The sequence below is a fragment of the Hymenobacter cavernae genome (assembly GCF_014641455.1).
In the GTDB taxonomy this organism is placed as follows: domain Bacteria; phylum Bacteroidota; class Bacteroidia; order Cytophagales; family Hymenobacteraceae; genus Hymenobacter; species Hymenobacter cavernae.
In genome coordinates this window covers 120779-147439 of sequence record NZ_BMHT01000003.1, presented here as the reverse complement: position 1 = coordinate 147439, position 26661 = coordinate 120779, and the positions used below count along the sequence as shown (strand labels likewise).

Here is a 26661-nt window from a genome sequence, read left to right as displayed (position 1 = left end):
CGAGAACGGAGGGTTGATAATTGGTAAATGTTAAATGGTAATTGATCAATGGCAACTGTCATTCTGTCATTTTTCGGGGTAAAAACGTACCTTTGCCGTCCTTCTGTGTTTGAATGATTATGTCGCAGCAACTCTTCACCTTAGATTTTCTTGATTCATCAACGGCACCCGCGGCAGACGAGCACCAGCCGGCTGAGGCCGTGCGCGTGAGCCCTGCTACCCGCACGGGTCGCCAGCGCAAGCTCTACATCGAGAGCTACGGCTGTCAGATGAATTTCTCCGACTCTGAAATTGTCTCCTCCATCCTATTCGAGGAAGGCTTCGATACCACCGAACAGCTCGCCGACGCGGACCTCGTGCTGCTCAACACCTGCTCGATCCGCGAGAAGGCCGAGCAGACTGTGCGGATGCGCCTCAAGCAGATCAATGGTCATAAAAAGAAGAACCCCGGTTTGTTGGTCGGCGTGCTAGGCTGCATGGCTGAGCGCTTGAAAACCAAGTTCTTAGAGGAGGACAAGATCGTTGACCTCGTCGTTGGCCCGGATGCTTACCGCGACCTGCCGCGCCTCATCAGCGAGGTAGATGGTGGGCAGAAGGCCGTGAACGTGCTGCTTTCCCGCGAGGAAACCTACGCCGACATCACGCCCGTGCGCCTGAACTCCAATGGCGTGTCGGCCTTCGTGAGCATCATGCGCGGCTGCGACAACATGTGCTCGTTCTGCGTGGTGCCGTTCACCCGTGGTCGGGAGCGGAGCCGCGACGCCCACAGCATCGTGCGCGAATGCCAGGACTTGGTAGCCGCTGGTTACAAAGAAGTTACGCTCCTGGGCCAGAACGTGGACAGCTACAAGTGGGCTTCCGAAGACGGCACCGAACAGGTCAACTTTGCCCAGTTGCTGGAGCAGGTAGCGCTAGTCAGCCCCGAGCTGCGGGTGCGCTTTTCCACCTCGCACCCCAAGGATATTACCGATGAGGTGCTGTACACGATGGCTCGCTACGAGAACATCTGCAAGTACATTCACTTGCCGGCCCAAAGCGGTAACTCCCGGATTCTCAAGCTAATGAACCGCACCTACGACCGTCCCTGGTACGAGGAGCGTGTGCGCGCCATCCGTCGCATCCTAGGTGACGACTGCGCCATCAGCACCGACATGATTTCGGGCTTCTGCTCCGAAACCGAGGAAGAGCACCAGGATAGCCTCACCCTGCTCGACTTCGCGCAGTACGATATGGGCTATAACTTCTTCTACTCGGAGCGCCCCGGCACGCTGGCCGCCCGCAAGCTGGAGGATGATATTCCGTTGGAAGTGAAGAAGCGCCGCTTGCAGGAAGTTATTGATCGTCAGCAGCTACATGCCCGCGCCCGCTACGCACGCATGGTAGGCCGGGTGCATCGGGTGCTGGTAGAAGGCACCTCCAAGCGCAGCCAAGAGCATCTGAGTGGCCGCAACAGCCAGAACCAGGTGGTTATTTTCCCGAAAGGTAATTTCCAAAAGGGCGATTATGTGAATGTGCTAGCCACCAGCACGACTGGCGCGGCCTTGTTGGGTGAGGTTGTCTCATAGCTTACTTTGCTTGCATGGCGAGAAACAAGCATTACAAGCTAGCTCCTGAGCGCAAGCGAAGAAAGTTTCTTAAAGCAGGAGCAGGCTGCTTGCATGTGCTGCTACTTCTTACTGGCATTCCTGGTGCCTTCATCATTTATTTCTCCATACGTAGCTACTACTTGCGCACTGAAGGAATAGTCACCAAAGCAGTGATTATTGACGACAAAAATTATTTCGGCAACGGCACCGTTTCCCACGACTTTTCCTATTCATACAGGTTTACGGTGAATGGTGAAGAGTACACGGGCGATAGCCGCAGCCGAGACTATTCGGTCGGGCAAACTATCAAAGTAAAGTATGCGGCCAATCACCCGTACTTTAATGAGGTTAGTGAGCCAAAATAAGCGCAGTTGCTAAACAACATTAGCCTTGACACCTTCCGAGATACAAAGCATCAAACAGCGCTTCGGCATCATTGGCAACGCCCCTGCGCTGAACTACGCCATCCAAGTGGCGGCCCAGGTTGCCCCGACCGATATGACCGTGCTCATCTCGGGAGAAAGCGGCTCGGGTAAAGAATCGTTTTCCAAGATCATTCACGCCCTTTCGCCGCGCAAGCACGGGCAGTTCATTGCCATCAACTGCGGCGCCATCCCTGAGGGCACAATTGATTCCGAGCTTTTTGGTCACGAAAAAGGCTCTTTCACGGGGGCCAATGAGGCGCGCAAAGGCTACTTTGAAGTAACGAACGGCGGCACCATCTTCCTCGATGAAATCGGAGAGATGCCGCTCGGCACGCAGGCTAGGTTGCTGCGCGTGCTGGAGAATGGTGAGTTCATTCGGGTTGGTTCTTCCAAAATCCAGAAGACCGATGTGCGCGTGGTTGCCGCCACCAACGTGAATCTGCTGGATGCTGTGCACGAAGGCCGGTTCCGGGAAGATCTGTACTACCGCCTGAATACGGTGCCGATTACGGTTCCACCGTTACGTGAACGTGGGGATGATATCTATCTACTATTCCGCAAGTTCGTTACTGATTTCGCCGAGCGCTACCACGTCAAACCGATCAGCCTGACCTCCGACGCGGTGGTGGAGCTACAGCGCTTCCGGTTTCCTGGCAACATCCGTCAGCTCAAGAACATTGCCGAGCAGATGTCGGTGCTGGAAATGGAACGGGAGGTGGATGCCAACCGCCTGCGCCAGTACCTGCCCGCTCAGCAGAGCAGTAGCCTGCCGATGCTCCTAGGTTCGGGGGGAATGAACGATGGCGCACCGAACAGCGCCTATTCTGAGCGTGATTTGCTCTACAAAGTGCTGTTCGATATGCGCCGCGACATGACTGACCTCAAGAAGCTGGTGCTGGACTTGGCCGCGGGTCAGCGGCCAGCGGAAACCCAGGAGCTGCTGCGCCAGAACAGTCATTTGTTTACCAATCTCAACGTAGCGCCCTACGATGGTAGCGCCCGCCTCAACCGGCCCGCCGTGCCCGACAACGACTCGGAATACTTTATTCCGGACCTAGCCGTTGATGAAACTGCGCACTACGAGGAGGACGAAGCGCAACGCGTGGAAGACATTCCGCACGAGACCGAAGAGGAAACTTTGTCGCTTGAAGCCAAGGAAAAGGAAATGATTATGAAGGCGCTCAAGAAGCACCACAATAAGCGAAAGTACGCCGCCCACGACCTAGGTATTTCGGAGCGCACGCTCTACCGTAAATTGAAGCAATATGACCTGGAACAATTGTAGTCAGCGCCTTATCGGCTGGCTATGCCTACTGCTTCTGCCTGTGCTGGGTGGGTGCAAGATTTACTCGTTTGCCGGTACCAACATTGACCCAAGCGTCAAGACCATTTCGATTCAGACGTTCCAGAACAACGCCAACAACGGCCCGTCGGCGCTGGCGCAAAGCTTCACGGAGAACTTCAAAGACTACTTTCAGCGCAACACCACGCTGAAACTACTGCCCCGCGACGGTGACTTACAATTTGAAGGTCAGATCATTGCCTATGATTTTGCGCCGGCGGCTATTACCCGCGAAGGCAACGTCGACCAGGCGGGCGTGAACCGCCTGACGGTGCAGGTGCGCGTGCGCTTCACCAACACCCGCGACCCGAAGCAGGATTTCGAGCAAACCTTCCAGAGCAACCAGGATTTTCCATCTACCCGCGATATCACCAGCATCAACAGCGACCCAAACGCCACCCGCGATGTGCTGCGCAACATCATCACCGACGTGTTCAATAAGTCGGTGGCGAACTGGTGATGGAAGTTGGAAGTGTTAAGTTTTGAATGTTGAGTTTCGACTTTTGCCTCAGCACAGCTTAACACCTAGGCTCCTTGGCAAGAACCTTCGCACTCAGAACTTAACACTTAACACCCCAACACTCCTATTATGACCCGTGCGTCGCTGCTACATGTTCTGGACCACCTAAGCGAGGTTTCTGATACCGAAGTCCGCGAGTTGGAGCAGCTTGCCACCGCTTTTCCTTACTGTCAGACGGCCCACCTGATTCTGGCTAAAGCAGCGCACGACCGGGGCAGTATGTTGGCCAGCCAACGCCTGCGCCGCGCCGCCACCTATGCTACCGACCGGCAGCTGCTGCGCCAGCTTATCGAGTTTACGGCACCAACTTCCGTGGCGATTTCGGCAGAAGCCGAGCCGCAGCCAGCTTTGCAAAGCGCAGCCGTGGAAGACAGCACTTCTCTTGCATTGGCAGCGACTAGCTCAGCGGAGGTTATTTCAGTCAATGAACCTGCTACTGACGCCGCCCCTGAAGCAGCACCTGATGAAATAGTACAGCCTGCGGTTGAAGCAACAGCGTCTGATTATGAGCAGGATAAAGCCCCAACCGACGATATCACCCATGAAACGCTGGCTAGCTCATCGCTCCCTTCGGAAGCTATTCTTCTATCCGCCGTCGATAGCGCAGAACCTAGGGTAGCTTCTGATACCTCGGAAGAAGTTGACAGCTTTGCAGTTCAGCTCCCTGGTTTATCCTTGCATGAGCAAACTTCTGATAATCAGGAGTATGAGCCGAATAACAATTTCTTACAGGAAGTAGCCGCAGAGCAAGCAGAGCTCGAACCAGTTGCGCCACTTGAGGAGCTGCTACCACCAGCGGCACCGCCCATCCGGCTGCCGCTTGAGACGGGTTTTTCGCAGTTTGAGTTCGGTTTAGCTGACGCAACGCCTGAGCTTACCCCGGTTTATGAGCTGCTGGATTCGGATACGGAAAAAGGCGATGCAATCACTACCGCTTCACCGGCTTTCTACGGCGTTCCTGATGTCGGCTACGGGTTGGGAGCGGGTAGTCGCCTGGGCTATTGTCTGCAAAGCCCGGACGAGCTGACGTTTAGCGTACCGGCTAGCAGCTTCGAGCCTGACGCATTGATCCTGGCGCACTTAGCGGCTCATCAACCCTCTGAGTCCGTTCGCACTTCTGTTGATATCATCTCGCAGTTTCTGCGCAACAAGCCTCGCCTGAAGACGCCCGCAACCATCTTGCCCACAGCAGATGAACAAGATGACTTATCAGTGAAGAGTACCCGCGCCGAACCCGACCTAGCTTCCGAAAGCCTGGCCCTCATCATGGTACGGCAAGGCAAAAAAGACCGTGCTATCGAAATATATGAGCGGCTGATGGTGCGCCAGCCAGAAAAAATGGCGTATTTTGCAGACAAAATTCAAAAACTGAAACTTTCGGAGTAGATGTACATTGCCATCATCAGCCTGATTATTCTTGTTTGCGTGCTGCTCGGCCTGATCGTGCTGGCGCAAAACCCTAAGGGCGGCGGGCTATCCAGCCAGTTTGGCGCCGGCGGCGCAGCCAACCTCATGGGCGTAAAACGCACCGGCGACCTGCTAGAGAAGCTCACCTGGGGCTTTGCCATCGGCCTGATCGTGTTGTCGCTCGGCACCCACGTCCTGCAAGGCTCTGCCACGGCTGGCGTTCCGGCCCGCAGCGTAAACCAACAGCGTGCTCTTGAGACGCGCATCCCAACTGGTCCGGCGGCTCCCGCTGCACCAGCACCGGGCCAAGCAGCTCAGCCACGCACGGATACGCCTCCGGCACCTGCTACTACTACGCCCACAACTCCTCCGGCACAGTAGAACCCATAATTTTGTACCCGACTTCTGTTAACCGGTGCCTCTTCTGAGTAGGAGGCACCGGTTTTTTTTGTGCAGATTTGCCCGCCCTTAGCCCTGCTTCTGTCAGTTTGCACCTGACATGTTTGGCAGCTTCTGACGGACCTAGGTGTCGTGTAGTGCGTCAACTGCGTTCATTCTGTCAGGTTTGCCGGGATGGCACAAGAAGTGTGCATTGGCGGGCACGGGTTTAGTTCCCTCAATATCATTTAACTCCTTTCAACCAAAACGTACAATATGGCACTTAGCATTAAACCGCTGGCCGACCGCATCATCATTGCGCCAGCTGCCGCCGAGGAAAAAACCAAATCGGGTATCATCATCCCCGACACGGCTAAAGAAAAGCCCCAGCGCGGCGAAGTGGTAGCCGTGGGCGAAGGCAAAGTAGCCGACAATGGCACAGCCATTAAGCCTCAGGTGAGCGTTGGTGACCAAGTGCTGTATGGCAAATATGCCGGCACTGAAATCACCGTTGATGGCCAGGACTACCTCATCATGAAGGAGTCGGACATTTTTGCCGTACTGTAGTAGTTTCCCCTCTCCCTTATCTGCTCTAAACCTCTTTAAATAAGATGGCCAAAAACATCCAATTCGACACCGACGGTCGCGACAAGCTGAAGCGCGGCGTAGACAAACTGGCGAATGCCGTGAAAGTAACCCTAGGTCCAAAAGGCCGCAACGTGGTTATTGACAAGAAGTTCGGTGCTCCCACGATTACCAAAGACGGTGTAACCGTTGCCAAAGAAATCGAGCTATCTGACCCCGTTGAAAACATGGGCGCTCAGTTGGTAAAAGAAGTTGCTTCCAAAACTGCTGACCAAGCTGGTGACGGTACTACTACTGCCACCGTACTAGCTCAGGCTATCTACACCGCTGGCTCGAAGAACGTAGCGGCTGGTGCTAACCCGATGGACCTAAAGCGCGGCATCGACAAGGCTGTACAAGCTGTTGTTGCTAACCTGAAGGCTCAGTCAAAGAAAATCGAAAACTCTTCGGAAATCGCCCAGGTAGGTACTATCTCGGCGAACAACGACGCTGAAATCGGTAAAATGATTGCCGATGCCATGGATAAAGTTGGCAAAGAAGGCGTTATCACCGTTGAAGAAGCTCGCGGCACCGAAACCGAAGTAAAAACGGTAGAAGGCATGCAGTTCGACCGTGGCTACCTCTCTCCCTACTTCGTTACCAATCCGGAGAAGATGGAAGCTGAGTTCGACAACCCTTTCGTTCTGATCTACGACAAGAAAGTGAGCACCATGAAAGAACTGCTGCCCGTATTGGAGCAAGTAGTTCAGACTGGTAAGCCGCTGGTTATCATATCGGAAGATGTTGACGGCGAAGCTCTTGCTACGCTCGTAGTAAACAAGCTACGTGGCTCGCTGAAGATTGCCGCTGTGAAAGCTCCTGGCTTCGGCGACCGTCGTAAGGCAATGCTGGAAGACATTGCTGTGCTGACGGGCGGTACCGTGATTTCGGAAGAGCGCGGCTACAAACTCGACAGCGCTACCATCGAATACCTAGGCCAAGCCGAAAAAATCATCATCGACAAAGACAACACGACGATTGTCAATGGCCGCGGTGACAAAGAAGGCATTACGGCTCGCGTAAACGAGATCAAAGCCCAAATCGGCACCACTACCTCTGACTACGACAAGGAGAAACTGCAAGAGCGCCTAGCCAAACTGTCGGGTGGTGTGGCTATCCTCTACATCGGTGCTAGCACGGAAGTAGAGATGAAAGAGAAGAAAGACCGCGTAGACGATGCATTGCACGCTACTCGTGCTGCCGTTGAAGAAGGCGTAGTACCCGGTGGTGGGGTTGCGCTGGTTCGTGCCCTGGATTCGTTGGAAGCCGTTGACACCATCAACAGCGACGAGCGCACGGGTGTGAACATCATCCGCACGGCTCTGGAAGCTCCCTTGCGCACCATCGTAGCTAACGCCGGTGGCGAAGGCTCGGTAGTAGTACAGAAAGTTCGCGAAGGCCAAGGCGACTACGGCTACAACGCCCGCGAAGACCGCTACGAAAACCTTGTGGCTGCTGGTATCCTCGACCCAACCAAAGTAACGCGCCTGGCGCTGGAGAATGCTGCTAGCATCGCTGGTCTGCTCCTAACCACGGAAGCTGTTATTTCGGACGAGCCAGAAGATGAGAAAGCTCCTGCTGGTGGCGGTATGCCTGGTGGCATGGGTGGCATGGGCGGCATGATGTAATCAGCCGCGCAGCTAGCCTAGCTGTGATTTAAAAAGCCCCTGGAACCTAGGTTCCAGGGGCTTTTTGTTTGTGTGATGTAGCGCGAAGCTCCCGCTTCGCGCATCGTTGAACGTCGCGTTTGCAGTAACCTAGGTTGTCAGCAACGATGCTATTCAACGATACGCGAAGCGGGAGCTTCGCGCTACATCCTGCGAGCGGCGCTGGATCATGCAGATCCTGAATCTGCGGCTGATGTACGTGTTTGGTGTATTCGGCTTGCTTTGCCTGGCTTACACGCAGGCACTGCTGAGCTTACTGTATACTATACTCGTTTACGCAAAAAAGCGCTGCCGACAATCAGCCGACAGCGCTTTTTGATGAAAGGCTAGCTTCGTACTTTACCCTACCGTGTTCATCATTTTCACCAGCTTACGGCTGAAGATGAACAGAACCACCGCAGCCGTAGCTGCCGACACGACGAAGACCATGAAGAACTCGTAGATGCCGGTGATTTCGAAGCCGAGCAAATGCGGTGCGGGTTTACCTGCTTCCGGGTAAAGGCCGCTCATGAAGCCAGCCAGATAGTTGGCAGCAGCGTTGGCCAGAAACCACACAGCCATCAGCAAAGAGCTAAACTTTATCGGCGACAATTTATTCACCAGTGAAAGACCAATCGGCGACAAGCAAAGCTCGCCCATCGAGTGCAGAAAATAGAGCGCTACCAGGAAGAACATGCTCACCTTCACACCGGGCTGTATGTCTTTCACCCCGAAGCACATAACGAGGTAGCCAAGCGCCAGCAAACCTAGACCGATAGCCATTTTCATCGGTGACGGCGGCTCGGCACCACGCCGGCCGAGGGCCGTCCAGAGCATAGCCATAAGCGGGGCACCTACTACCACGAAGAAGCCATTGAGGTTCTGGAAAAGGCTAGGCGGTAACGTAACCCCGAAAATAGTACGGTCCATCTGCTCATCGGCGAAGAACGTGAGCGAAGCCGGCGCCTGCTCAAATGCGGCCCAGAAGAACACCACAAAGAACGATACCGCGAAGATTACCCACACGCGCTGCCGGTCGCCGGAAGTCAATGACTTATCGGATAGAATCAGGGTAGCAATGCCTAGCGTCGAGATGATCAGCAGCGGCATGATTATATTCAACCTGGTAGAATCAAGCCACAGAATACCGAGCGCGACGGCCAGTAGTACCGGCAGCAGCATGAACACGCCCTTTACGCCGGGGGAGCTGACGGGCGTAGTGCCCACTTGCTCCCCTTCGGGCGTGTGAAGGTATTTGGTTTTGCCCCAGTTAAAAACCACCGTGCCGAGTACCATCGCAATACCGCAGGCCAGAAAAGCCCATCGGAAGTCGGCCGGGTTGCCGGTGTCACCGACGAGGCTGGTGATGGTGTTGCCAAAGAACGAACCTAGGTTGATGCCCATGTAGAAAATGGTGTAGGCAGCATCTTTGCGCGAATCGGTGGGCGAATAGAGCGTACCCACCATTGAGGAGATATTCGGCTTGAAGAAGCCATTGCCGATAATCATGGCACCTAGGCCCAAGTATAGCAATTGATGGCTAAGCGCATGACTATCAGCAGGCCCGTAAGAAGAAGCTGAGATAAACAACACAAACTGCCCCAGCGCCATCAGCAGGCCGCCCGTCACGATAGAGCGGCGGTTGCCCCAGTAACGGTCGGAGATGTAGCCACCAATCAGCGGGGTCAGGTAGATCAGGCTCGTGTAGCCGCCGTAGAATTTGGAGGCAAAGGCCTTGTCCATCATCATGGCCTTGGTGAGGAAGAGCACGAGCACGGCGCGCATGCCGTAGTAGCTGAACCGTTCCCACATTTCGGTGGCAAACAGCAGGTACAAGCCCCTTGGGTGGCTGGTTTGGGCCGCTACGGGAGCTTGCTCTCGCACGGCAGAAGCACTTTGCATGGAAGGTGATTGAGGTGATAGAAATATAGCGCTGGTGCAGGCTTCGGCTGCAAACAGGCGGCGGTTGGTAAAGCTACAAAACTTTTGGCACTGCCTAGCTTGGGTTGGAAGGCCTTTTTAGGAGCTATTCGCTCATGCTAGGTGCTTTCGTGGCCAAAGTCGAGGTTCTGTCCAACGTCCAGTTTTTTCCTACTTTTAATACAGTTTTCCACCCACCATTTTTTCCCACCCACCCATTATGACGCAAAACGTCAACCTAGCCCTTCGTCGGTTGCAGCCGTTAGGGTTTACACAGCCCACGGGCACACTTCACCTCAACCTCTCGCCTGCCGAACTGGTAGAACACGCGCTCCGGCGCGGCGAAGGCACCCTCACGGACACCGGCGCCCTGATGTGTGACACGGGCCAATTTACCGGCCGTTCGCCCAAAGACCGCTTCATTGTGCGCGATGCCGCCACCCAGGCTAGCGTATGGTGGGGCGACGTCAACATCGCCTTTGCCGCCGATAAGTTCGACCAACTGCATCAGAAGATGGTCGACTACTTGTCGGCGGCAAAGGAGCTGTACGTGCGCGACGCTTACGCTGGTGCCCACCCAAACTACCAGCTGAAGCTACGCGTGGTGAACGAGCTAGCTTGGCACAACCTCTTCTGCCACAAGATGTTCTTGCGGCCTGAAGCTAGCGAGGACACATCCTGGCTGCCAGACTTCAGCATCATTTGCGCCCCCGGCTTTGAGGCCGATACAGCAACCGATGGCACCCGCCAGAAGAATTTCGCCATCATCAACTTCACCAAAAAGCTGATCCTGCTAGGTGGCACGGGCTATGCCGGCGAGATGAAAAAGGGCATCTTCAGCGTGCTCAATTATTTGCTACCGCAGGAGCATAATACGCTGCCGATGCACTGCTCGGCCAACGTTGGTGCCGACGGCGACACGGCCGTTTTCTTTGGCCTGTCGGGCACAGGTAAAACGACCCTCTCGGCTGACCCGCACCGCAGTCTTATCGGCGACGACGAACACGGCTGGACGCCAGACGAAGGCATCTTCAATTTTGAAGGCGGCTGCTATGCCAAAGTGATTGACCTGACCCGCGAGAAGGAGCCGCAGATCTGGGATGCCATCCGCTTCGGGGCTATTGTGGAAAACACGCGCTTCGTGCCGGGCACCCGCACGGTGGACTACACGGACAAATCCGTCACCGAAAATACGCGCACGGCTTACCCTATCTCGTTCATTGACAATGCTATTGAGCCTTCCGTAGCCAAAGCGCCCCGGCATATTTTCTTCCTGACGGCCGATGCTTTTGGCGTGCTGCCGCCCATTAGCAAGCTCGATAAATGCCAGGCCATGTACCACTTCATGTCGGGGTACACGGCGAAGGTGGCGGGCACGGAAATGGGTATTACGGAGCCGCAAATCACGTTTTCGGCTTGCTTTGGGGCGGTGTTCCTCCCCTTGCACCCGACCAGATACGCCGAGATGCTAGGTCGGAAGATGGAGGAAAACCAGGTGAACGTGTGGCTGGTGAACACCGGCTGGACCGGTGGCAGCTACGGCGTAGGGCGTCGGATGAAGCTAGCCTACACGCGCGCCATGATTACGGCCGCCTTGCGTGGTGAGCTCACCAATGTGCCTTCCTTCACTGATCCGGTTTTCGGGGTAAAAATACCGACGAGTGTGCCGGGCGTGCCGAGCAACCTCCTGGACCCGCGCAACACGTGGCAAGACCCGGATGCTTACGACCAAACCGCAGCAGCCTTAGCGGAAAAGTTTGTCCAGAACTTCCGCAAATACGCTGATTTTGCCAGCAAAGACATTCTGGCCGGCGCCCCACGCGTTGTAACTGTCGAGGCCTAGGTCCGGAGCTAGCCTTCAACAAGTTAAGTAAGAACACCCGCTGGCACTGGCTGCTAGCGGGTGTTTTGCTGTGTGGCCGCACGGCCAAATTCGAGCACCAGGTAAGCACCAGTGCCGCTTCGCCCCTCCCCAACGATTCGCCAGTTGTTCTTTTTATAAAACGCTCTGGCTTTCTTGTTCTTCGCCAAGCACTTAAGCGTGTAAGGCGTGGGCAGCCACTCCCGAAGGCTGCGCAGCAAGTGCCGCCCAATACCTAGCCGCTGGTAGCCCGGCGCCACGAACAAGTGGTGAATAAAAGCGTCGGCTTCATCGACTGAGATAAAGCCGGCCAGCTCGCTATCCTTTTCGGCCACCCACACCACTTCGCCTTGCGTTTGTCGTTCAAAATCATCTAGTTGAAATCGTTCAGGATCAAGCCAGAAAAAGCCCGAGCGGCGGCTTTGCAAGAAGATTTCTGCCAAACGGGCGGAATCGTTGGGTTGTGCTTTGCGGATGGTAATCGACATAAAAACGCTGCTCTGGACCTCGTAGCGGAAGGATCTTCCGGTTACCCTGCATATATCGCAGAAAGTTGCGATTCGTTTAAAAAACTGCTTGACCTAGCTTTTCAAAATCTCGCCCCAATCATTCGGCGTACTTTTGTGCTTATGGCTACCTTCTACGCTCCCGACCTGACCACGCCGACCTACACCCTCCCCGAGGAAGAAAGCAAGCACGCCGTTCGCGTGCTGCGCCTAGGTGCCGGCGACGTCGTAGAGCTGGTAAATGGCCGTGGTAGCGTGTATCAGGCGGAAGTTGTGCAGGCCGATGCCAAACGTTGCCAATTGCGCATCACCAGCGAGCAGCAGGTACCGCAGCGGCCTTACTCAGTACACGTCGCCGTGGCGCCCACCAAAAACCTTGACCGCATGGAATGGCTGGTTGAGAAAGCCACTGAAATCGGCGTAGATCGGCTGAGCTTCCTGCGTTGCGCCCGCTCCGAGCGCCGGGAGCTGAAGCTGGAGCGGCTGGAGAAAATTACCGTCAGCGCCCTAAAGCAATCAGGACAAGCCTGGTTGCCGCAACTGGACGAGATGCTCGATTTTAATGCGTTCCTGAAAACAGTAGAACCAACTACCACTTTCATCGCGCACCTGGCCGATGATGAGCGCACCGAGCTGGCACAAGTAGCAAGTGGCCCTTCTTGCTGCATCCTCATCGGCCCCGAAGGCGACTTTACCCCGGAGGAGATTGCCGCGGCCCGGCAACGCGGCATCCGGCCGGTTGCCCTAGGTTTTACCCGTTTACGTACCGAAACCGCGGCTCTGGCGGCGGTTCATACCGTGCATGTTGTTAATTTGCTGAAAGCTGAAACGACGGTTGATTGAACGACGTCTACGGGCCTCCGCGTTACCTCAGCGCACCTCTGCGGGAAATCTCATCAGAACAATGCTCAAATCCTTTCTCCTCAGCTTCCTCCTGCTCATCACGGTAGCGGCCGCACCCGTGGCACCTAGCTTTCGTATTGCTAAGCTACACTATGGTGGTGGCGGCGATTGGTACGCTAACAAAACCTCACTGCCGAACCTGATTCAGTTCTGCAACCAAACCCTAAAAACCAACATCGCGCCCGACGAAGCCACCGTGGAGCTGGATTCGCCAGAGCTGTTCACCTATCCTTTCGTCCACATGACGGGGCACGGCAACGTCTCCTTCACCGAGGCCGAAGCCAAGAACCTGCGTCGTTACCTGATTGGCGGCGGCTTCCTACACATCGATGATAACTATGGCCTCGACAAGTTCATCCGCCCCGAGATGAAGAAAGTATTTCCGGAGCTGGAGTTCGTCGAGCTGCCTTATTCCCACCCCATCTACCACCAAAAGTTTGCCTTCCCGAAAGGTCTGCCTAAAGTGCATGAGCACGACGGCAAGCGGCCGCAAGGGTTTGGCATCCTGTACAAAGGCCGGCTCGTGTGCTTCTACACGTATGAATGCGACCTAGGCAACGGCTGGGAAGACCTAGGTACCTACCCCGAAGATACGCCGGCCGTTCACGAAGCCGCGCTGCGCATGGGCGCAAATCTGGTCGCCTACGCCTTAACGCAGGATTAAGCGCCAGCTGTTCAGAAGCGCTTACTCGTACTTGCGCTTCAAAATTTCACTTAATATGAATGCAGCCCGCACATCGCTTGGGCTGCGCAGCAGGTCGGTTACGTGTCGGCGCGTGCTGGCGGGGCTAAGTTCGCTGGGCGCAGCCTGCCGGCTCCAATAATCCTCGGGGCGCGGTGCATTGGCGCGCGGCAACGCGGCGGCCCGCTGCCGCACGGGTGGCGCCGCATCAAGCGGACGCGCCGTAGCAGGCGCTTCCAAGGAAACCGGCCGCGTTTCGGTGCGCTCTAAGCTACGCGGAGCCTTGGCTTTTTCGCGCGGCAACGGCCGCCCGGCCGGTGTGGTTTCGGGGATTGTTGCAACTGGCGCAGGCGCCGACCTAGGTCCCGCGCCTTGCTGGTTTTGCGTCTGCATCTGCTTCAGCAGTTCCTCAAACGACGTAGCTGGCAACCCCGGCTTGGCTGGCAACCCCGGCTTGGCTGGCCGCGCCGACCTAGGTTTGGGCTGACCGGGCGATGGCAGTCGGCGCTCCTGTGCTTCCCGCCGCATGGTTTCCTTTGCCTTCTTCCACCAGCGCACCACCAAGGCGAGCAGTCCGATAAAGATGAGCAGGAGCGTTTGGAGCTTTTCAGGCATAGCAGTCTTATGGTTTCTGGCAGCACGCCGAAGATACACAAACCCAAGCCAGGAAACCCTTAGCGCACGCCCTGATCCGGAAAGCGACCTTGTTTTGTGCGGTAGAAAGCCTTAATCTTTTCCAGATCGGCTTCGTAGTCGCCAGTCGGGTAAAAGGGCGGACCGACGCCGGCTTCTTTGTTTTTATAGTCCAGATAGCCGAGCAAAATGGGCACGCCGGCACCGACTGCGGCGTGGTAAAAGCCTTTGCGCCACTTGGGTTGGTACTTACGCGTGCCCTCGGGTGTGATAAGGATGACCAGCTCGTCGCGCTCATTGAACAGTTGCACCATGCCATCTACCAGGCTGTTGTTCTTGCTGCGGTCCACGGCCAAGCCGCCGAGTGAGCGGACCAAAGCTCCGAGCACCGGAATGGTCGTCCACTCTTTTTTGATGGTGAGCTTCACATCCACATCCATCAGAAAAAAGGCGGCGCGCGCGTACATAAAGTCCCAGTTGCTGGTGTGGGGCGCGGCAATCATCATGCTTTTGGGAATGCCTGGTGGCACGCGCGGACCTAGGTGCCAGCCCGTTATCCAGAACCAAAAGCGGGAAAAAAGATACCAGAAAGTAGAGGTTTTGCGAGCCATGCGAAAGAGAAAGCAGCTGGTGAGAAGTGCTGCCGGGTATCAAAACTAGGCAAATGTAGCGTAAGCCAATAAGCCGCGACTTACCCTTTTCACAGCAAAGCTTCCAGCTCAGCGGCCCGGCTCAGTGTGTAGCGGTAGCCAATCTCAAAAAGTTCGGGGGCCTGCCGATAGCTCATGGTACGGAACCTACGCAGCTCGGGCGGCTCTAAGAGCAAGTGGCAGAGCTGTTTACTCAAAATCGTATTGCCCCCAATAGCTAGGTTCAGCGTGCGTTCGATTACCCCACGGATGTTGTTGAATTGTGCCTCCCGGTTGGGCGGGTTGCAGTGCACGCCCACGATCCGCAGATCTGGCTGAGCCACATCCAAGAGTGCTTCTACGGGCAGGTTGTTGAGCAACCCACCATCCACCAGTTGCCGGCCCTCATATTCTACTGGTCGGTACAGAATAGGCACCGCCGCCGAAGCTAGCAGCGGCGGCACCAACGGCCCGCTCGAAAAGCGCACCGATGTGCCTTCTACCAAATCAGTAGCCACCAGCGTCAGAGGAAGTTGCAGCTGCTCGAATGTGCAGCCCACGCCTAGGTGCCGCTCAAACAGCGTCCCGACCGCATCAATCCGAAACAGCCCATAGCGGCTCAGCGCAATCCGGGTGAGCCGGGTAATATTTACCTCCTGAAATAGCCGCAGGATTTCGCGGGGCGGAAAACCCGCGGCATAAAAAGTACTGGCAATAGCGCCGGAGCTTACGCCCGCCAGTCGCGCCACCGGAATTTGCAGCTCGTTCAGGGCTTCCAGTACGCCCAGGTGGGCAATACCCCGCGCGCCGCCACCCGATAGGGCTAATCCGATCATCTTGGTGCTTGGTGCTTGGTGCTTGGTGCTTGGTGCTTGGTGCTTGGTGCTTGGTGCTTGGTGCTTAAGAGTACTGGTTTGTTTGAGGAAAGTTCTAAGGGAACCTAGCTTTTCTGAACACTAAGCACTAAGTCCTATAAATCCTCCAGCCGTAGCGCATCGGCCAACCGCACACCTTTGTCAGTGAGCTGCACGGTGCAGGCAGCCACGCTCGGGTCATGTTCGAGGAGGAGCACCCAGTTTTCTTCGGCGGCACGGCGCAAAACAGCTTCTTTCTCGCTGAGCGTCACTAGCGGGCGCATATCGTAGCTCATCACATAAGGCAGCGGAATGTGGCCCGTAGATGGCAGCAGATCGGCCATAAAAGCCAGGGTCCGACCTTTGTAGCGCAACAGCGGCACCATCATCTTCTCGGTATGCCCGTCGGCAAAGATGATTTCGGAGAACTGCGACAAGGCACTGGGTACACCCACCGCTGCATCCACGAACTGCAAATGGCCGCTTTCCTGAATCGGTAAGATATTCTCCCTCAGAAAGCTAGCTTTCTCGCGGGCATTTGGGTACACGGCCCAGTTCCAGTGCGCTTCATTGCTCCAATAGGTAGCATTCGGAAAAGCTAGCACCAGCTTGCCATCGGGGGTGCGCACCACCGAGCCGCCGCAGTGGTCGAAGTGCAGGTGGGTCAGGAATACGTCGGTAATGTCGGAAGCCGTGAAACCTAGCTTTCGCAGCGACTTCTCCAATGTGTCGTCGCCGTGCAGGTAGAAGTGCCCGCGAAACTTAGCATCCTGCTTTTCGCCAATACCATTATCAATGAGAATGAGCCGGTTACCGTCTTCCACCAACAGGCAACGCATGGCCCAGGTGCACATGTTGTTTTCGTCGGCGGGGTTCAGCTTCTGCCACAAGCTCTTGGGCACCACGCCGAACATAGCGCCGCCATCGAGTTTAAATAGCCCCGTATCAATCGTGTGAAGCGTCATTGCAATGAAGATTATCCATGAACATTGAGCAGTAAAACTAAGAATGCGCGGCAAAGTGTAGCAAAGCACTCCGCCGCGCATCTCCTCAATTATCAATGGCTCACTGTTCATTGACAATTGCTCATTGCCTTATTCAAGCACCACTCCCATGGCGGCAAACTTGTCAATCCGTTGACTGATACGTTCTTCCGTGGGCAAGGCTTCTAGCTCGTCGAGCGCCTTAACGAGCGTTTTCTTGAGTGTCTCGACCATCTTTTGCGGGGCGGTGTGGGCGCCACCTAGGGGCTCCTTCACGATGCCATCCACGAGCTTGGCTTCCATCATGTCCTTAGCGGTGGGCTTCATAGCTTCAGCTGCCTGCTCTTTATAATCCCAGGAACGCCATAGGATCGTAGAGCAGTTTTCCGGCGAAATAACTGAGTACCAGGTATTTTCCAGCATTAGCACCCGGTCGCCAATGCCAATACCCAGGGCGCCGCCCGAAGCACCCTCACCAATAACGACGCAGATAACTGGCACCTTCAGCAAGAACATTTCCTTTAGGTTGTGGGCAATGGCTTCGCCTTGTCCCCGCTCCTCCGCTTCCAGGCCAGGGAAAGCGCCGGGCGTATCAATGAGCGTGACAATGGGCTTATTAAACTTCTCAGCTAGCTTCATCAGGCGCAGCGCTTTGCGGTAGCCTTCCGGGTTAGGCATACCGAAATTGCGGAACTGCCGCTGCTTGGTGTTGCGACCTTTTTGCTGGCCGATAAACATCACCGTACGACCATCCAGCTCGGCAAAGCCGCCCACCATGGCCTTATCGTCGGCTACGGTACGGTCGCCGTGCAGCTCCACAAACTTTGTGGTCATGCCCTCAATGTAGTCGAGCGTGTAGGGGCGCTCGGGGTGGCGCGAGAGCTGCACGCGCTGCCAGCGCGTAAGATTAGCGTAGGTTTCTTTCTTAAGAGCCTTGATTTTGGCCTCCAGGGCCGCTACAGCCTCCGATACATCCACTTGGCTGTCGAGCGCCAGTTGCTGCATTTCACGGAGCTTGCCTTCTAAGGCCGCGATAGGTTGTTCGAAATCGAGGAGCATTGCCAAGTAGATAGGATAGTCAGGTTGCGGAAAAAAGCAGGCAGCAAAGGTAAGCGAAACCGCTCCATCTGCGACAAAGCAGCTTCCGGAATGATTTTCCAAAAAATAATGTCGCTGAGAGACAGCCACAAGCGCTCTAATTGGCTCTATTGAGGCAGAAAAAACAGGACGAGTGTTGTGTAGTCTCAAACCTCCTTCTACCTTTGCATCACTTTAACGGAAAGACACACGGTTTTCCACTCAAGTTAAAGTAATTGGTTCGGTAGTTCAGTTGGTTAGAATGCCGCCCTGTCACGGCGGAGGTCGCGGGTTCGAGTCCCGTCCGGACCGCAAAAAGCCGCTCAGCAATACGCTGAGCGGCTTTTTCGTTATAAGTAGAAGGTTCGGTAGTTCAGTTGGTTAGAATGCCGCCCTGTCACGGCGGAGGTCGCGGGTTCGAGTCCCGTCCGGACCGCAAGGAAGTTTTCGGCTTCGCCTTCTAGTTTAAGAGTCTCCTGGTTAAGGCCGGGAGACTCTTTCTTTTTTACGGCATTTTGCAGCAGGCCTAGGTTACCTAGATCTGTTGATTGGGCACCTAGGTTTTGGCAATCAGAAGCTTATCAAAAGATGATCGTCTTATTGCGGTAAACAAACACTTGTTCATCAAAGACCAGCTTCAGGGATTTGGCCAGGACGATCTTTTCCACGTCGCGGCCTGCCTGCGCCATTTCGCGGGCGCTTTGGGTATGATCGACCGGAATAATGCTCTGGGCAATAATAGGCCCTTGGTCGAGCTGCTCATTAACAAAGTGCGCCGTGGCCCCGATGATCTTTACGCCGCGCTCATACGCCTGCGCATACGGATTGGCGCCGACAAATGCGGGCAGAAACGAATGGTGGATATTGATCAGGCGGTTGGAATAATGCGCCACAAACTCGGGCGACAGAATGCGCATGTACTTGGCCAGCACCACAAACTCCGGATTATACGCCTGAATGGCACCCAGCACTTCCGCCTCGTGCTCTTCTCTGCTCTTGCCCTCGTGGCTGATGTATTGAAACGGAACGTCGAACTTCCGGGTCAGGTCGGCTAGCACCTCGTGGTTGCTGATGACGCAGAGAATGCGCGCGTTCAGCTCCTGAAACGCATGCCGAATCAGCAGGTCGCTGAGGCAGTGGTGCTCTTTGGTCGCGAGCAGCACGATGTCTTTTTTCCGCTTATCGGTGAGCTTGATCGTGACGCCGGCCGGCAGCGCCTGGCGCAGGTCTTGCAGCAGCACTTCCCGGTCAAAATCGCCGGTAAACTCCGTACGCATGAAGAAGTGGTTGAATTCTCGCTCTACGAATTCGCCGTTGCTACTAATGTTTAACGCGTGTTTGAAGAGAACTTCGGTGATTTTGTAAACTAAGCCGCGTTCGTCCGGGCAATTGATAAGCAGCAAATGAGACATCAGGAGAAGCGTTTGTAGTGCGTTTATCAGGCTTGCAAGTTAGCCAGCACTGCTTTGCCAGGAACGGCTTTTATAATGAAAACCTAGGTTTATGATAACGAAAGAAGCCCGTGGCGTGACGCGACGGGCTTCTTTCGTTATCATAAACCTAAGTTTGCTTGCTGCCCCCAGCTATTTCTTACTTAATCATCAGCTTTTCGCTCTTGGCGCTTCCATCCTGGTGGCGGATACGGAGCACATAAACGCCTGGCTGCAACTGGCTCCAATCGAGCTTCTCGCTGTATGGGCGCTGCCACAACTGACGGCCCGTTAGGGTATAGAGCTCCTGCGCGACCGGCTTTGCCATGGAAGTAGTACCTAGCTTGGCAGCTAGGGTAATGGTAGCCAGCGGCCCCACGTAAAGCTGCTGCTGCTGAAGCTTTTGCTGCCACAAAGACCATTCATTCTGCTCGGTCTGAATGGTGATGGGAGTGTTGGGCAAGTGGTTGTTGCCAATCATCGGCATCAGGTTGCCGCCCGTCACCACGTCCTGGTCGTGGCGGTCGGTATAGGGGAAGTTATAGCCGCTTTTTACGTAGCCAATAGTGTTATTTTCAATCTTGTTGCCGAAAAACACCGAGCCAGGCTTGCCATAGCCGTTAAAGATAGAAGCAGCGGCGTAGGTAGCATTCAGGCGGGTACCATCGGGCAGTAAGCCGCTGGTGATGATTCGATTATCGTGGTACGATACATCGTGCCCAGCGGCAATGTTCATCCCTGCATTGCAGATACTTACAAACTGGTTGTTGTAGGCCTCCAGATAAGCAGTGGTTGTGGCGGAGGTAGTGCCGTCGCCGTCGGTAGTCATGCCGGTGCCGGTAAAGTGGCTATCCGTTGCCGGGTACGGATAGGCGCCCTGCACGTAGTTGTCGTGCACGCGGGCCGGGCTGCCGGCGGTGCCCGACGAGTTGTAGAAGTTGATATTGTCCTCCACGGCGCTTTCGTTAGGTTCGTTGCGGAACTCATTGAAGCTGACATCAATACCGGCTAGGTTCTGCACCGTATTGAGTTGCACAAAGCTGCGGTGCTCTTTGCCGCCGTTGCGGAAGCGACCGTCGCAATTTAGCCCTTGGTTGTAGCGAACGGTTAGCGTTTGCTGGGCCGATCCGTCGCCGCTCCAGCGGTTAGCCAGAATGCCGGTGGTATGCTCCAGGTAATTATGCTCAACGACCAATTGCTTGGCCTGATACGCATCCACGAAGCGGCCACGGGGGCGGTTGTCTTCGGTGGGCTCCAGGCCGTAGCCGCGGCACTTCCGCACCGTTAGGTTGGAGCCGCCCGTTGCCTGAATCAGGTCGCCGGCTCCCACGAGAGTGCAATTTTCCAGTATCACCGGCTCGTTGGTTACGATAACCACGCACGGCACCGAGGAACTCAGGCTGCGATAGTTGCCGGTGTAGGTTCCGCCCTGCGTAATCATGATGGGCGCCGAGTAGGCTAGCTCAGGGGCCTGCGCCTGCACATGAGCGGCAGTTATTAAAAACGAGAGAGTAAGTGGTAGAATAAACTTCATACGCATTGCGTGCTCAGCGTAGTGCAACGCGCCTGTGCGCTTCGCACTACCTTCAATAAAGAGTTGAATAGCAGAATAATGGGAGACTAGCGCCGCTTGCCTGCAAAGCAACTGAGCACTCTTTCAATTTGTACTTATTTATAAAAATCACTGGCTCACTGTAAATAATAAGCCAAGCATATTTATTACATAAGTACAATTAATAACCACTTAACAGAGCCGCTTTAAACGCTACTCCCATCCACGATCAGGCTAACACAAATTAGACCACACAAACTTTTTAGGCCCTCTATGGCAGTTATTATATAAATTTTTCAATTTATGTATAACAACTTATAAAAATAAGTATAATTACTAAAGCATACCTACGTTATATATTAAAAAATAAAATATTATTGATATTCAAATAGCATTTTTACAGCCTATCAGCAAGAGCTGTGCTTGTGTTAGTGGAAGAATACTGCTCAGCTAAAGGCAACCTTGCTACTTTGCAAAGCCACTTGACTCATTTTTCTGTTTACCTATCGAACTGTAATCTTGCATCATACATGAACGTCTCCGTTACCCGCGCTCAGGACCGAGGTCTGAAGGACATTGGTTGGCTGCAAAGCAACTTTTCCCTGAGCTTTTCATCTTACGCCAACCCAGTGCGCGCCGGCTTTGGGCTGGTGCGCGTGTTCAACGATGACTTCGTGGCGGCTGGGCAAGGCTTTGGATTGCACGCCCACGCCAACATGGAAATCATTTCCGTGCTGTTAGCTGGCAGCATGAACCATAAGGATTCGCTGGGCTATTCGGAGGTGATTACGCCCGGTGGCGTGCAGATTATGAGTGCGGGCAGCGGCCTGCGCCACGAAGAGTACAACGTAGGCGACGAGCAGGTGAACTTTCTGCAAATTTGGATCGAGCCGAAGCTGCAAAACGTGACGCCGCGCTACCAACGGCGTCAGTTTCCGCGAGAGAAGCGCCACAACCAGCTGGTTACAATCGTTAGCAACGAGGAAGGAATGGCGCATTGCTGGATCAATCAGAACGCCAAGCTGTCGTTGGGCTACTTTGCCGCCGGGCAAACCATCGATTATGCCTTCAAACCGCTGAATAAGTGCCTGTTCATCTTCTGCATCAGCGGGCACCTAGCGTTGGCGGATCAGGAGCTAAACGCACGCGACTCGATTGGCATCTGGGACACGGATCAGGTAAGCATCCAGTGTCAGACGGAAAGTGAGTTTTTGATCATTGAGGCGCCTATTAATCACTAGGTAACTCAAGTTACGCAGCAAGAACGATAGCCCCAGCGGGGCGGCACCTAGGTTTCGGGGTGTCGTCTCGCTGGGGCTCAGTCGTTTGTACTGGCTATCTGCTCCTGATATGCCGCCCTGCTAGGGCTAGACCACACCTTGAGTTAAGTAGCTAGAATTAGGATTCAATAAAGCAGGACACACCTTTTACAGCGAACTTCATAGTGAATTATTCAATGTTCTAAATATTACTATACATACAAAATATTGTTATTTTCTTGTAAAGCACCTGCTTACGCTCCTATATTCAGGCACTCACTCCACGCCCCCATCTCACCTCAACCAAAACTCTTCTCGTATGAAAAGCATCTTCTTGCTCTTGTTCGGGCTACTCACCTTTGGGAGTATCAATGAAGCATCAGCGCGGCCGGCGGCGACCAGCTCCGTTCAGGCGGCTTCCGAAACGCCGCGGATTCGCTACCGCCACCCCGCAGTGCATCGCCCAAACTATACGCTTTACAAGGGCAACAAGAAAAAACATCGGCTGTTCGGACTTCTCTAACCTTACGCTGCTTATACTAAAAAAGGCGCCGGCAGACACCGGCGCCTTTTCATTTTTTAGCCTGTCGCCTACTTCACAATCAGCTTGGAGGTTGCGCCGTCGGTAGCGCGCAGCACGTACACGCCGGCCGCCAGTCCATTGGCGTCGAAGTGGTCGGTGGCGAGCAGCTGGCGCACCGGGCGGCCGAGCAGATCGGTGAGCATGCCCGACACGGCGCGGCTCAGGCGCACCGTTGTGCCCTGCGCCGGATTAGGATAAAGCAGCAAAGGCGCAGCCGTTGGGCGGGCGGCAGCGGTACCGAGCACGGTCGTTTGAATGCTGTACACGGCCACAGTGCTGCTGACCTCATTGGCCAGAATCAGCATCGGCTGCCCCGTCGGGCTATTGGCCGCCGACACGAACACAATTCCTTCGGGACCTAGGTCGCCGGTGCCGGCGGTGAGGCTGCGGTTGTTGACGTAGAACTCCAGCACGGGGCTCGCCGGGTTGTTGATGTTGAATCCCATCACGCCACCCGTGCGCTCCATCGACACGAAGGCATACAAGTTATTGCCCAGCTGGCCGGTGGTTATGCCTTCAGGCTCCGGGCCTTTGTCGTCGGATCGGTTCTTACGCGTGGGCGCTTCCCCAAAGCTATTGCTGGCGTTGAAAATATCGCGGTACGGAGCACTGGTAGCCGTAACGCGCTCCAGCAGGTTGCCGCTATCATAGGCTTCGGCGCCGGTAGTGGCATTGTAGATGCTGAATGAACGGCCGCCGTAGGCATAAATCTCATCAAAATCCCCGTCGCCGTCGGTGTCGCCGGTCTTGTTGGTCACGTTCAGACGACCTAGCACACTGGTGTTTTTGAGGAGCGCCGCGTTCGGGAAAGCCATAGGATCGAGCACGTAGCCGCTGCTACCCAGCCGCACCTGCTCGCTGAAACCCGTGTAATCACGCGCATCGCCTTCGTTGGCAGTAAGCAGATACGGCGTGCCGCCCACTTCAAAACTGGCAATGGCGTCGGGCTGCCGCATCCCCTTGATAGGCCAGTTAGCAATCAGCACGTCGCCGCTCTGGTCGGAAGCATCGATGCCGTGGCCGGGCAGGCGCAGGTCGCTGTACCCAATGGGCCGAATAGCCGTTATTTGCTTGGTAGCTAGGTCGAGCGTAGCTAGGCCATTGTTTTCCTGCAACGTGATGTAGGCCATGCGCGAGTCGGCACTCACGGCGATGTACTCCGGCTCCAAGTCCTGAGCCACCGTAGAGGGCGAGGCAGCCCGCCCGCCGTAGATGCGAATGCCCTGTGCCCGCAGCTGCGCGGCCTGCACGTTGAAGCTGCTAAAGGTGGCCGTAGTCACGTTGGCCTGCGTTAAGCCAGCAACTCCGCCGGCCATATCAATTACCGACACGCTGCCTTCGGGGTCCACGGTGTAGTCAGCTTTGGGCTCGCCCTCGTTGGCGGTCAGCACGTAGGTGCCGTCGGGCGAAAAGGTAACCATGTCGGGCATAGCGCCCACGGTCACTTGCTTCAAGAAGGCGCCGTTCTGGTCGAAGAACACCACGCTACCGTTAGCCTGCGGGTTGGTATTTTCGATAGCGCAGGCGACTACGCCGTTGCGCACCGCCACCGAATTGATGCCGCCGTAGGATTTGATATCGATAGAAGCCAAGGCGGTAATGGCTCCAGGATTCGTGAAGTTGAGGATGTCGAGCTTGCCCCCAACCGAGTTGGCTACGTACAGACGCTTGGTGCTGGCGTCGTAGGCCACAATTTCAGCCGAATTGATCTGCGTATTGCCGCTGAAAGGCGTCCCGTTTTGGTAGCTCTGCAACAAGCTCAAGGTGAGGTTGCCGGCTGGTACGGGCGCGGGCGTGTCATTGTCCTTGATGTACACCAGAATATCCGTCGCGCCGGCACCTAGGGTCGCATTCGTTGGGTTTTGGAGGCGTACGGTGAAATACTCTGTTTCCTCGGCCAAGGCATCATCCAGAAGCGGGATGGTGAGCGTCTGGTTGGCCGTGGAGCCATCGGGAAAGGTGATGGTCTGGGTAGTGGTGAAGGTAAAATCCTGCCCCGCGGTAGCCGTACCTAGCCCCTGCACCACCGCCTCGACGGTGCTGGCGGCAGCTCCTGGATTTTGGATGCTAATGGCTAGGCTTACAGAGCCGGCGTTTTCATTTCCGATAACCGTAGCGGCCACACGGCTTATGGTCTGGGCCTGAGCCGTGCCCACCGCCATACCTAGCAGCAATAAGGTTTTTGGCAAAAGCGAGCAGTAGTTTTGGTGCATAGTTCGTTGGTTTACAGGATATTGTAATATAACAACAATAGCTGCGTGATTGGAAGCGCCAAAGCTACCGGCAGCCTGTTACCGCAGCATTACGGCCCCGTTATGGAATCATGAACTGAACGTAGTTCTTCAGCAAACACAACCCGCCAGCAAATCCCGGTACCACCAGCCCGCATCTTTCACGGTGCGTTGCTGCGTCTCGTAGTCCACGCGCACCAGCCCGAAGCGCGGCTCGTAACCTTCTGCCCACTCGAAGTTATCGGTGAAAGACCAGGCGAAGTAACCTTCTACTGGCACCCCTTCGCGGCGGGCGCGCAACACTTGCCCAATGCAGGCGCGCAGGTACGCTTGGCGAGCTAGGTCGGGCACGCGGCCCGCTATCAGCTCATCCGAAAATGCCGCTCCATTCTCCGTAATCAACAAGGAAGGAGCTGATTCGTAAGCACTGAACTGTTTTAACATATGGTAAATACTCTCCGGGAACACCTCCCAACCCATTTGAGTATACGGAACATTGCGCCGCTTGGCGCCCACCAGCGTAGCCCATAGCAGAGGCACGTACGGCGAATGCCGCACCACTTCGCGGGTGTAGTTCTGCACCCCAAAAAAGTCGAAGCTGAATGGCAGCAACGCCTCATCGCCGGGCCGGATATAGCGGTCCAGCCAGTTCAGAATGGGCAAGTCAGCCACGGGGTAACCCAGGCCTAGGGCCGGCTCCACAAAAAGGCGGTTGAGCAAGGCACCAGCCCGCTGAGTAGCTCGTTCGTCGCGGGGCAAACCGAGACGCCAGGGCGTCAGATACGAGCAGGAAAAGGTAGTACCGATACGAGCGGTAGCTGGCAGCGTGGCACGTAGCGCCCGACCTCCTTCGGCCTGTGCCAGGGCGGCATGGTGAGTAGCTGCTAAGAAAGGGCTTAGGCCCCGGAGGCCAGGAGCGTGAATACCAAGCATGTGCCCGGCCCCGACGAACACCATCGGTTCATTGAGCACCATCCAGTGCTGCACCCGGTCGCCGAGGCGAGCAGCCATTAGCTGGGCAAAGTCTGTGAGCCAACCCACTACAGCACGATTGGTCCAGCCGCCGCAGTGCTGTAAGGCCAGTGGTAAGTCCCAGTGGTAAAGCGTCAGCCAGGGCGTAATGCCGCGCTCCAGGCAGCTATCTACGAGGCGCTCGTAGAAGTCCAGTCCTTTCGTATTAATGGCACCGGCACCAGCAGGCAGCACCCGCGACCATGCCACCGAGAAACGAAAATTACTTATACCCATTTGCTTCAAAAGATTCAAGTCTTCTTTATACAAATGGTAAAAATCACAAGCTATATCTGCGGTTTCACGTCGCTTGATACGTCGACGCCCCCGTACAAAGTTATCCCAGATGCTAGGTCCTTTGCCGTCCAGATCCCAGGCTCCTTCTATCTGGTACGCGGCCGTTGATACGCCCCAGTGAAAATTAGGACCAAAATCGGCGCGGGAATAAGCGGCGGGCGTGCTGGGCGGGAAAAAGGCCGCGGGTAACTGGGGCATTTCTTAAGTAACGGGAAATACGGACGCTCAACTTTGGTTGAAAATAATCGCCTGTCATTCTGAGCAGCGCGAGGAATCTGCATGAAACGCCCAAATGGCTACCTCAGACTTCCCCGCTGCTCTG

Annotated in this window: 24 protein-coding genes and 2 tRNA genes; 15 read left to right on the top strand and 11 right to left on the bottom strand. The window is 55.4% G+C overall.

Annotated features, from left to right (window positions below):
• The first annotated feature begins 119 nt into the window (after positions 1-119).
• The 8 genes from miaB to groL all read left to right on the top strand — a co-directional run bounded on the left by miaB (position 120) and on the right by groL (position 7910).
• Positions 120-1565: a tRNA (N6-isopentenyl adenosine(37)-C2)-methylthiotransferase MiaB gene (gene miaB / locus IEX74_RS08845; RefSeq protein ID WP_188813240.1), complete on the top strand. Its 1446-nt coding sequence runs from the start codon at positions 120-122 to the stop codon at positions 1563-1565.
• Between the two features lie 14 nt (positions 1566-1579).
• Entirely contained in the window at positions 1580-1951 is a 372-nt protein-coding gene (locus IEX74_RS08840; RefSeq protein ID WP_188813237.1) for a DUF3592 domain-containing protein, read from the top strand.
• 25 nt (positions 1952-1976) lie between these two features.
• A complete protein-coding gene (locus IEX74_RS08835) occupies positions 1977-3296 on the top strand; it encodes a sigma-54 interaction domain-containing protein (RefSeq protein WP_188813235.1) in 1320 nt (439 codons plus the stop codon).
• The gene (locus IEX74_RS08830) at positions 3277-3813 is read left to right on the top strand and encodes an LptE family protein (RefSeq protein ID WP_229755167.1); all 537 of its coding nucleotides are present in this window, start codon (positions 3277-3279) and stop codon (positions 3811-3813) included. Before IEX74_RS08835 ends, IEX74_RS08830 begins: the two co-directional genes overlap by 20 nt.
• Before the next feature lie 129 nt (positions 3814-3942).
• Entirely contained in the window at positions 3943-5259 is a 1317-nt protein-coding gene (locus IEX74_RS08825; protein WP_188813233.1) for a DUF8458 domain-containing protein, read from the top strand.
• Positions 5260-5661 (top strand): preprotein translocase subunit SecG, encoded by a 402-nt coding sequence (gene secG, locus IEX74_RS08820; RefSeq protein ID WP_188813231.1) that lies wholly within the window; start codon positions 5260-5262, stop codon positions 5659-5661. It begins immediately after the preceding gene.
• A 273-nt stretch (positions 5662-5934) separates the two neighbouring features.
• The gene (gene groES / locus IEX74_RS08815; protein WP_086596013.1) at positions 5935-6225 is read left to right on the top strand and encodes a co-chaperone GroES; all 291 of its coding nucleotides are present in this window, start codon (positions 5935-5937) and stop codon (positions 6223-6225) included.
• A 44-nt stretch (positions 6226-6269) separates the two neighbouring features.
• Positions 6270-7910, top strand: a complete 1641-nt coding sequence (gene groL, locus IEX74_RS08810; RefSeq protein ID WP_188813229.1) for a chaperonin GroEL — start codon at positions 6270-6272, stop codon at positions 7908-7910.
• 378 nt (positions 7911-8288) lie between these two features.
• Here groL and IEX74_RS08805 read toward each other — a convergent pair whose 3' ends face one another.
• Complete coding sequence (locus IEX74_RS08805; RefSeq protein ID WP_188813227.1) at positions 8289-9830, bottom strand: peptide MFS transporter; 1542 nt, start codon at positions 9828-9830, stop codon at positions 8289-8291.
• Between the two features lie 238 nt (positions 9831-10068).
• Between IEX74_RS08805 and pckA the strand changes: the two genes are divergently transcribed.
• Positions 10069-11691, top strand: a complete 1623-nt coding sequence (gene pckA, locus IEX74_RS08800; RefSeq protein WP_188813225.1) for a phosphoenolpyruvate carboxykinase (ATP) — start codon at positions 10069-10071, stop codon at positions 11689-11691.
• Between the two features lie 53 nt (positions 11692-11744).
• Here the strand turns inward: pckA and IEX74_RS08795 are convergent, their stop codons facing one another.
• The gene (locus tag IEX74_RS08795; RefSeq protein WP_188813223.1) at positions 11745-12197 is read right to left on the bottom strand and encodes a GNAT family N-acetyltransferase; all 453 of its coding nucleotides are present in this window, start codon (positions 12195-12197) and stop codon (positions 11745-11747) included.
• A 141-nt stretch (positions 12198-12338) separates the two neighbouring features.
• Between IEX74_RS08795 and IEX74_RS08790 the strand changes: the two genes are divergently transcribed.
• Positions 12339-13058 (top strand): 16S rRNA (uracil(1498)-N(3))-methyltransferase, encoded by a 720-nt coding sequence (locus tag IEX74_RS08790; RefSeq protein WP_188813221.1) that lies wholly within the window; start codon positions 12339-12341, stop codon positions 13056-13058.
• Between the two features lie 61 nt (positions 13059-13119).
• Positions 13120-13782 carry a DUF4159 domain-containing protein gene (locus tag IEX74_RS08785; protein ID WP_188813219.1) on the top strand — a complete coding sequence of 221 codons (663 nt, stop codon included), beginning with the start codon at positions 13120-13122 and terminating at the stop codon, positions 13780-13782.
• Positions 13783-13803: 21 nt separating this feature from the next.
• On the opposite strand, the gene IEX74_RS08780 is transcribed toward IEX74_RS08785, so the two are convergent.
• The 5 genes from IEX74_RS08780 to IEX74_RS08760 form a co-directional block, all read right to left on the bottom strand.
• Positions 13804-14415: a flagellar biosynthesis protein FlhF gene (locus IEX74_RS08780; protein WP_188813217.1), complete on the bottom strand. Its 612-nt coding sequence runs from the start codon at positions 14413-14415 to the stop codon at positions 13804-13806.
• 59 nt (positions 14416-14474) lie between these two features.
• Positions 14475-15044: a 1-acyl-sn-glycerol-3-phosphate acyltransferase gene (locus IEX74_RS08775; protein WP_188813215.1), complete on the bottom strand. Its 570-nt coding sequence runs from the start codon at positions 15042-15044 to the stop codon at positions 14475-14477.
• 89 nt (positions 15045-15133) lie between these two features.
• Positions 15134-15898 carry a patatin-like phospholipase family protein gene (locus tag IEX74_RS08770; protein ID WP_188813213.1) on the bottom strand — a complete coding sequence of 255 codons (765 nt, stop codon included), beginning with the start codon at positions 15896-15898 and terminating at the stop codon, positions 15134-15136.
• Positions 15899-16032: 134 nt separating this feature from the next.
• Entirely contained in the window at positions 16033-16881 is an 849-nt protein-coding gene (locus tag IEX74_RS08765) for an MBL fold metallo-hydrolase (RefSeq protein ID WP_188813211.1), read from the bottom strand.
• Between the two features lie 129 nt (positions 16882-17010).
• A complete protein-coding gene (locus IEX74_RS08760) occupies positions 17011-17958 on the bottom strand; it encodes an acetyl-CoA carboxylase carboxyltransferase subunit alpha (RefSeq protein ID WP_188813209.1) in 948 nt (315 codons plus the stop codon).
• Between the two features lie 256 nt (positions 17959-18214).
• Between IEX74_RS08760 and IEX74_RS08755 the strand changes: the two genes are divergently transcribed.
• Both IEX74_RS08755 and IEX74_RS08750 read left to right on the top strand, forming a co-directional pair.
• Positions 18215-18288: transfer RNA gene (locus IEX74_RS08755), tRNA-Asp, on the top strand.
• 50 nt (positions 18289-18338) lie between these two features.
• Positions 18339-18412 (top strand) — tRNA-Asp (locus tag IEX74_RS08750).
• A gap of 145 nt (positions 18413-18557) precedes the next feature.
• Here IEX74_RS08750 and purU read toward each other — a convergent pair.
• The gene (purU, locus tag IEX74_RS08745; RefSeq protein WP_188813207.1) at positions 18558-19388 is read right to left on the bottom strand and encodes a formyltetrahydrofolate deformylase; all 831 of its coding nucleotides are present in this window, start codon (positions 19386-19388) and stop codon (positions 18558-18560) included.
• 178 nt (positions 19389-19566) lie between these two features.
• Positions 19567-20940, bottom strand: a complete 1374-nt coding sequence (locus IEX74_RS08740) for a T9SS type A sorting domain-containing protein (RefSeq protein WP_188813205.1) — start codon at positions 20938-20940, stop codon at positions 19567-19569.
• Positions 20941-21488: 548 nt separating this feature from the next.
• Here IEX74_RS08740 and IEX74_RS08735 point away from each other — a divergent pair.
• Together IEX74_RS08735 and IEX74_RS08730 are read left to right on the top strand one after the other, a co-directional pair.
• Positions 21489-22199, top strand: coding sequence for a pirin family protein (locus IEX74_RS08735; RefSeq protein WP_188813203.1), 711 nt, complete (start codon positions 21489-21491; stop codon positions 22197-22199).
• Positions 22200-22536: 337 nt separating this feature from the next.
• Positions 22537-22740, top strand: a complete 204-nt coding sequence (locus IEX74_RS08730) for a hypothetical protein (RefSeq protein ID WP_188813200.1) — start codon at positions 22537-22539, stop codon at positions 22738-22740.
• Between the two features lie 68 nt (positions 22741-22808).
• Here IEX74_RS08730 and IEX74_RS08725 read toward each other — a convergent pair whose 3' ends face one another.
• Both IEX74_RS08725 and IEX74_RS08720 read right to left on the bottom strand, forming a co-directional pair.
• Positions 22809-24989, bottom strand: coding sequence for a choice-of-anchor I family protein (locus IEX74_RS08725; RefSeq protein ID WP_188813198.1), 2181 nt, complete (start codon positions 24987-24989; stop codon positions 22809-22811).
• 153 nt (positions 24990-25142) lie between these two features.
• The gene (locus tag IEX74_RS08720; protein WP_188813196.1) at positions 25143-26537 is read right to left on the bottom strand and encodes a GH1 family beta-glucosidase; all 1395 of its coding nucleotides are present in this window, start codon (positions 26535-26537) and stop codon (positions 25143-25145) included.
• Positions 26538-26661 lie beyond the last annotated feature (124 nt).

What these genes read in the sequence shown, in the direction of transcription:
- miaB (WP_188813240.1), top strand. Translation starts at nt 120, where the DNA reads ATGTCGCAGCAACTCTTCACCTTAGATTTTCTTGATTCATCAACGGCA.
- IEX74_RS08840 (WP_188813237.1), top strand. Translation starts at nt 1,580, where the DNA reads ATGGCGAGAAACAAGCATTACAAGCTAGCTCCTGAGCGCAAGCGAAGA.
- IEX74_RS08830 (WP_229755167.1), top strand. Translation starts at nt 3,277, where the DNA reads ATGACCTGGAACAATTGTAGTCAGCGCCTTATCGGCTGGCTATGCCTA.
- IEX74_RS08825 (WP_188813233.1), top strand. Translation starts at nt 3,943, where the DNA reads ATGACCCGTGCGTCGCTGCTACATGTTCTGGACCACCTAAGCGAGGTT.
- secG (WP_188813231.1), top strand. Translation starts at nt 5,260, where the DNA reads ATGTACATTGCCATCATCAGCCTGATTATTCTTGTTTGCGTGCTGCTC.
- groES (WP_086596013.1), top strand. Translation starts at nt 5,935, where the DNA reads ATGGCACTTAGCATTAAACCGCTGGCCGACCGCATCATCATTGCGCCA.
- groL (WP_188813229.1), top strand. Translation starts at nt 6,270, where the DNA reads ATGGCCAAAAACATCCAATTCGACACCGACGGTCGCGACAAGCTGAAG.
- IEX74_RS08805 (WP_188813227.1), bottom strand. Translation starts at nt 9,830, where the DNA reads ATGCAAAGTGCTTCTGCCGTGCGAGAGCAAGCTCCCGTAGCGGCCCAA.
- pckA (WP_188813225.1), top strand. Translation starts at nt 10,069, where the DNA reads ATGACGCAAAACGTCAACCTAGCCCTTCGTCGGTTGCAGCCGTTAGGG.
- IEX74_RS08795 (WP_188813223.1), bottom strand. Translation starts at nt 12,197, where the DNA reads ATGTCGATTACCATCCGCAAAGCACAACCCAACGATTCCGCCCGTTTG.
- IEX74_RS08790 (WP_188813221.1), top strand. Translation starts at nt 12,339, where the DNA reads ATGGCTACCTTCTACGCTCCCGACCTGACCACGCCGACCTACACCCTC.
- IEX74_RS08785 (WP_188813219.1), top strand. Translation starts at nt 13,120, where the DNA reads ATGCTCAAATCCTTTCTCCTCAGCTTCCTCCTGCTCATCACGGTAGCG.
- IEX74_RS08780 (WP_188813217.1), bottom strand. Translation starts at nt 14,415, where the DNA reads ATGCCTGAAAAGCTCCAAACGCTCCTGCTCATCTTTATCGGACTGCTC.
- IEX74_RS08775 (WP_188813215.1), bottom strand. Translation starts at nt 15,044, where the DNA reads ATGGCTCGCAAAACCTCTACTTTCTGGTATCTTTTTTCCCGCTTTTGG.
- IEX74_RS08770 (WP_188813213.1), bottom strand. Translation starts at nt 15,898, where the DNA reads ATGATCGGATTAGCCCTATCGGGTGGCGGCGCGCGGGGTATTGCCCAC.
- IEX74_RS08765 (WP_188813211.1), bottom strand. Translation starts at nt 16,881, where the DNA reads ATGACGCTTCACACGATTGATACGGGGCTATTTAAACTCGATGGCGGC.
- IEX74_RS08760 (WP_188813209.1), bottom strand. Translation starts at nt 17,958, where the DNA reads ATGCTCCTCGATTTCGAACAACCTATCGCGGCCTTAGAAGGCAAGCTC.
- purU (WP_188813207.1), bottom strand. Translation starts at nt 19,388, where the DNA reads ATGTCTCATTTGCTGCTTATCAATTGCCCGGACGAACGCGGCTTAGTT.
- IEX74_RS08740 (WP_188813205.1), bottom strand. Translation starts at nt 20,940, where the DNA reads ATGAAGTTTATTCTACCACTTACTCTCTCGTTTTTAATAACTGCCGCT.
- IEX74_RS08735 (WP_188813203.1), top strand. Translation starts at nt 21,489, where the DNA reads ATGAACGTCTCCGTTACCCGCGCTCAGGACCGAGGTCTGAAGGACATT.
- IEX74_RS08730 (WP_188813200.1), top strand. Translation starts at nt 22,537, where the DNA reads ATGAAAAGCATCTTCTTGCTCTTGTTCGGGCTACTCACCTTTGGGAGT.
- IEX74_RS08720 (WP_188813196.1), bottom strand. Translation starts at nt 26,537, where the DNA reads ATGCCCCAGTTACCCGCGGCCTTTTTCCCGCCCAGCACGCCCGCCGCT.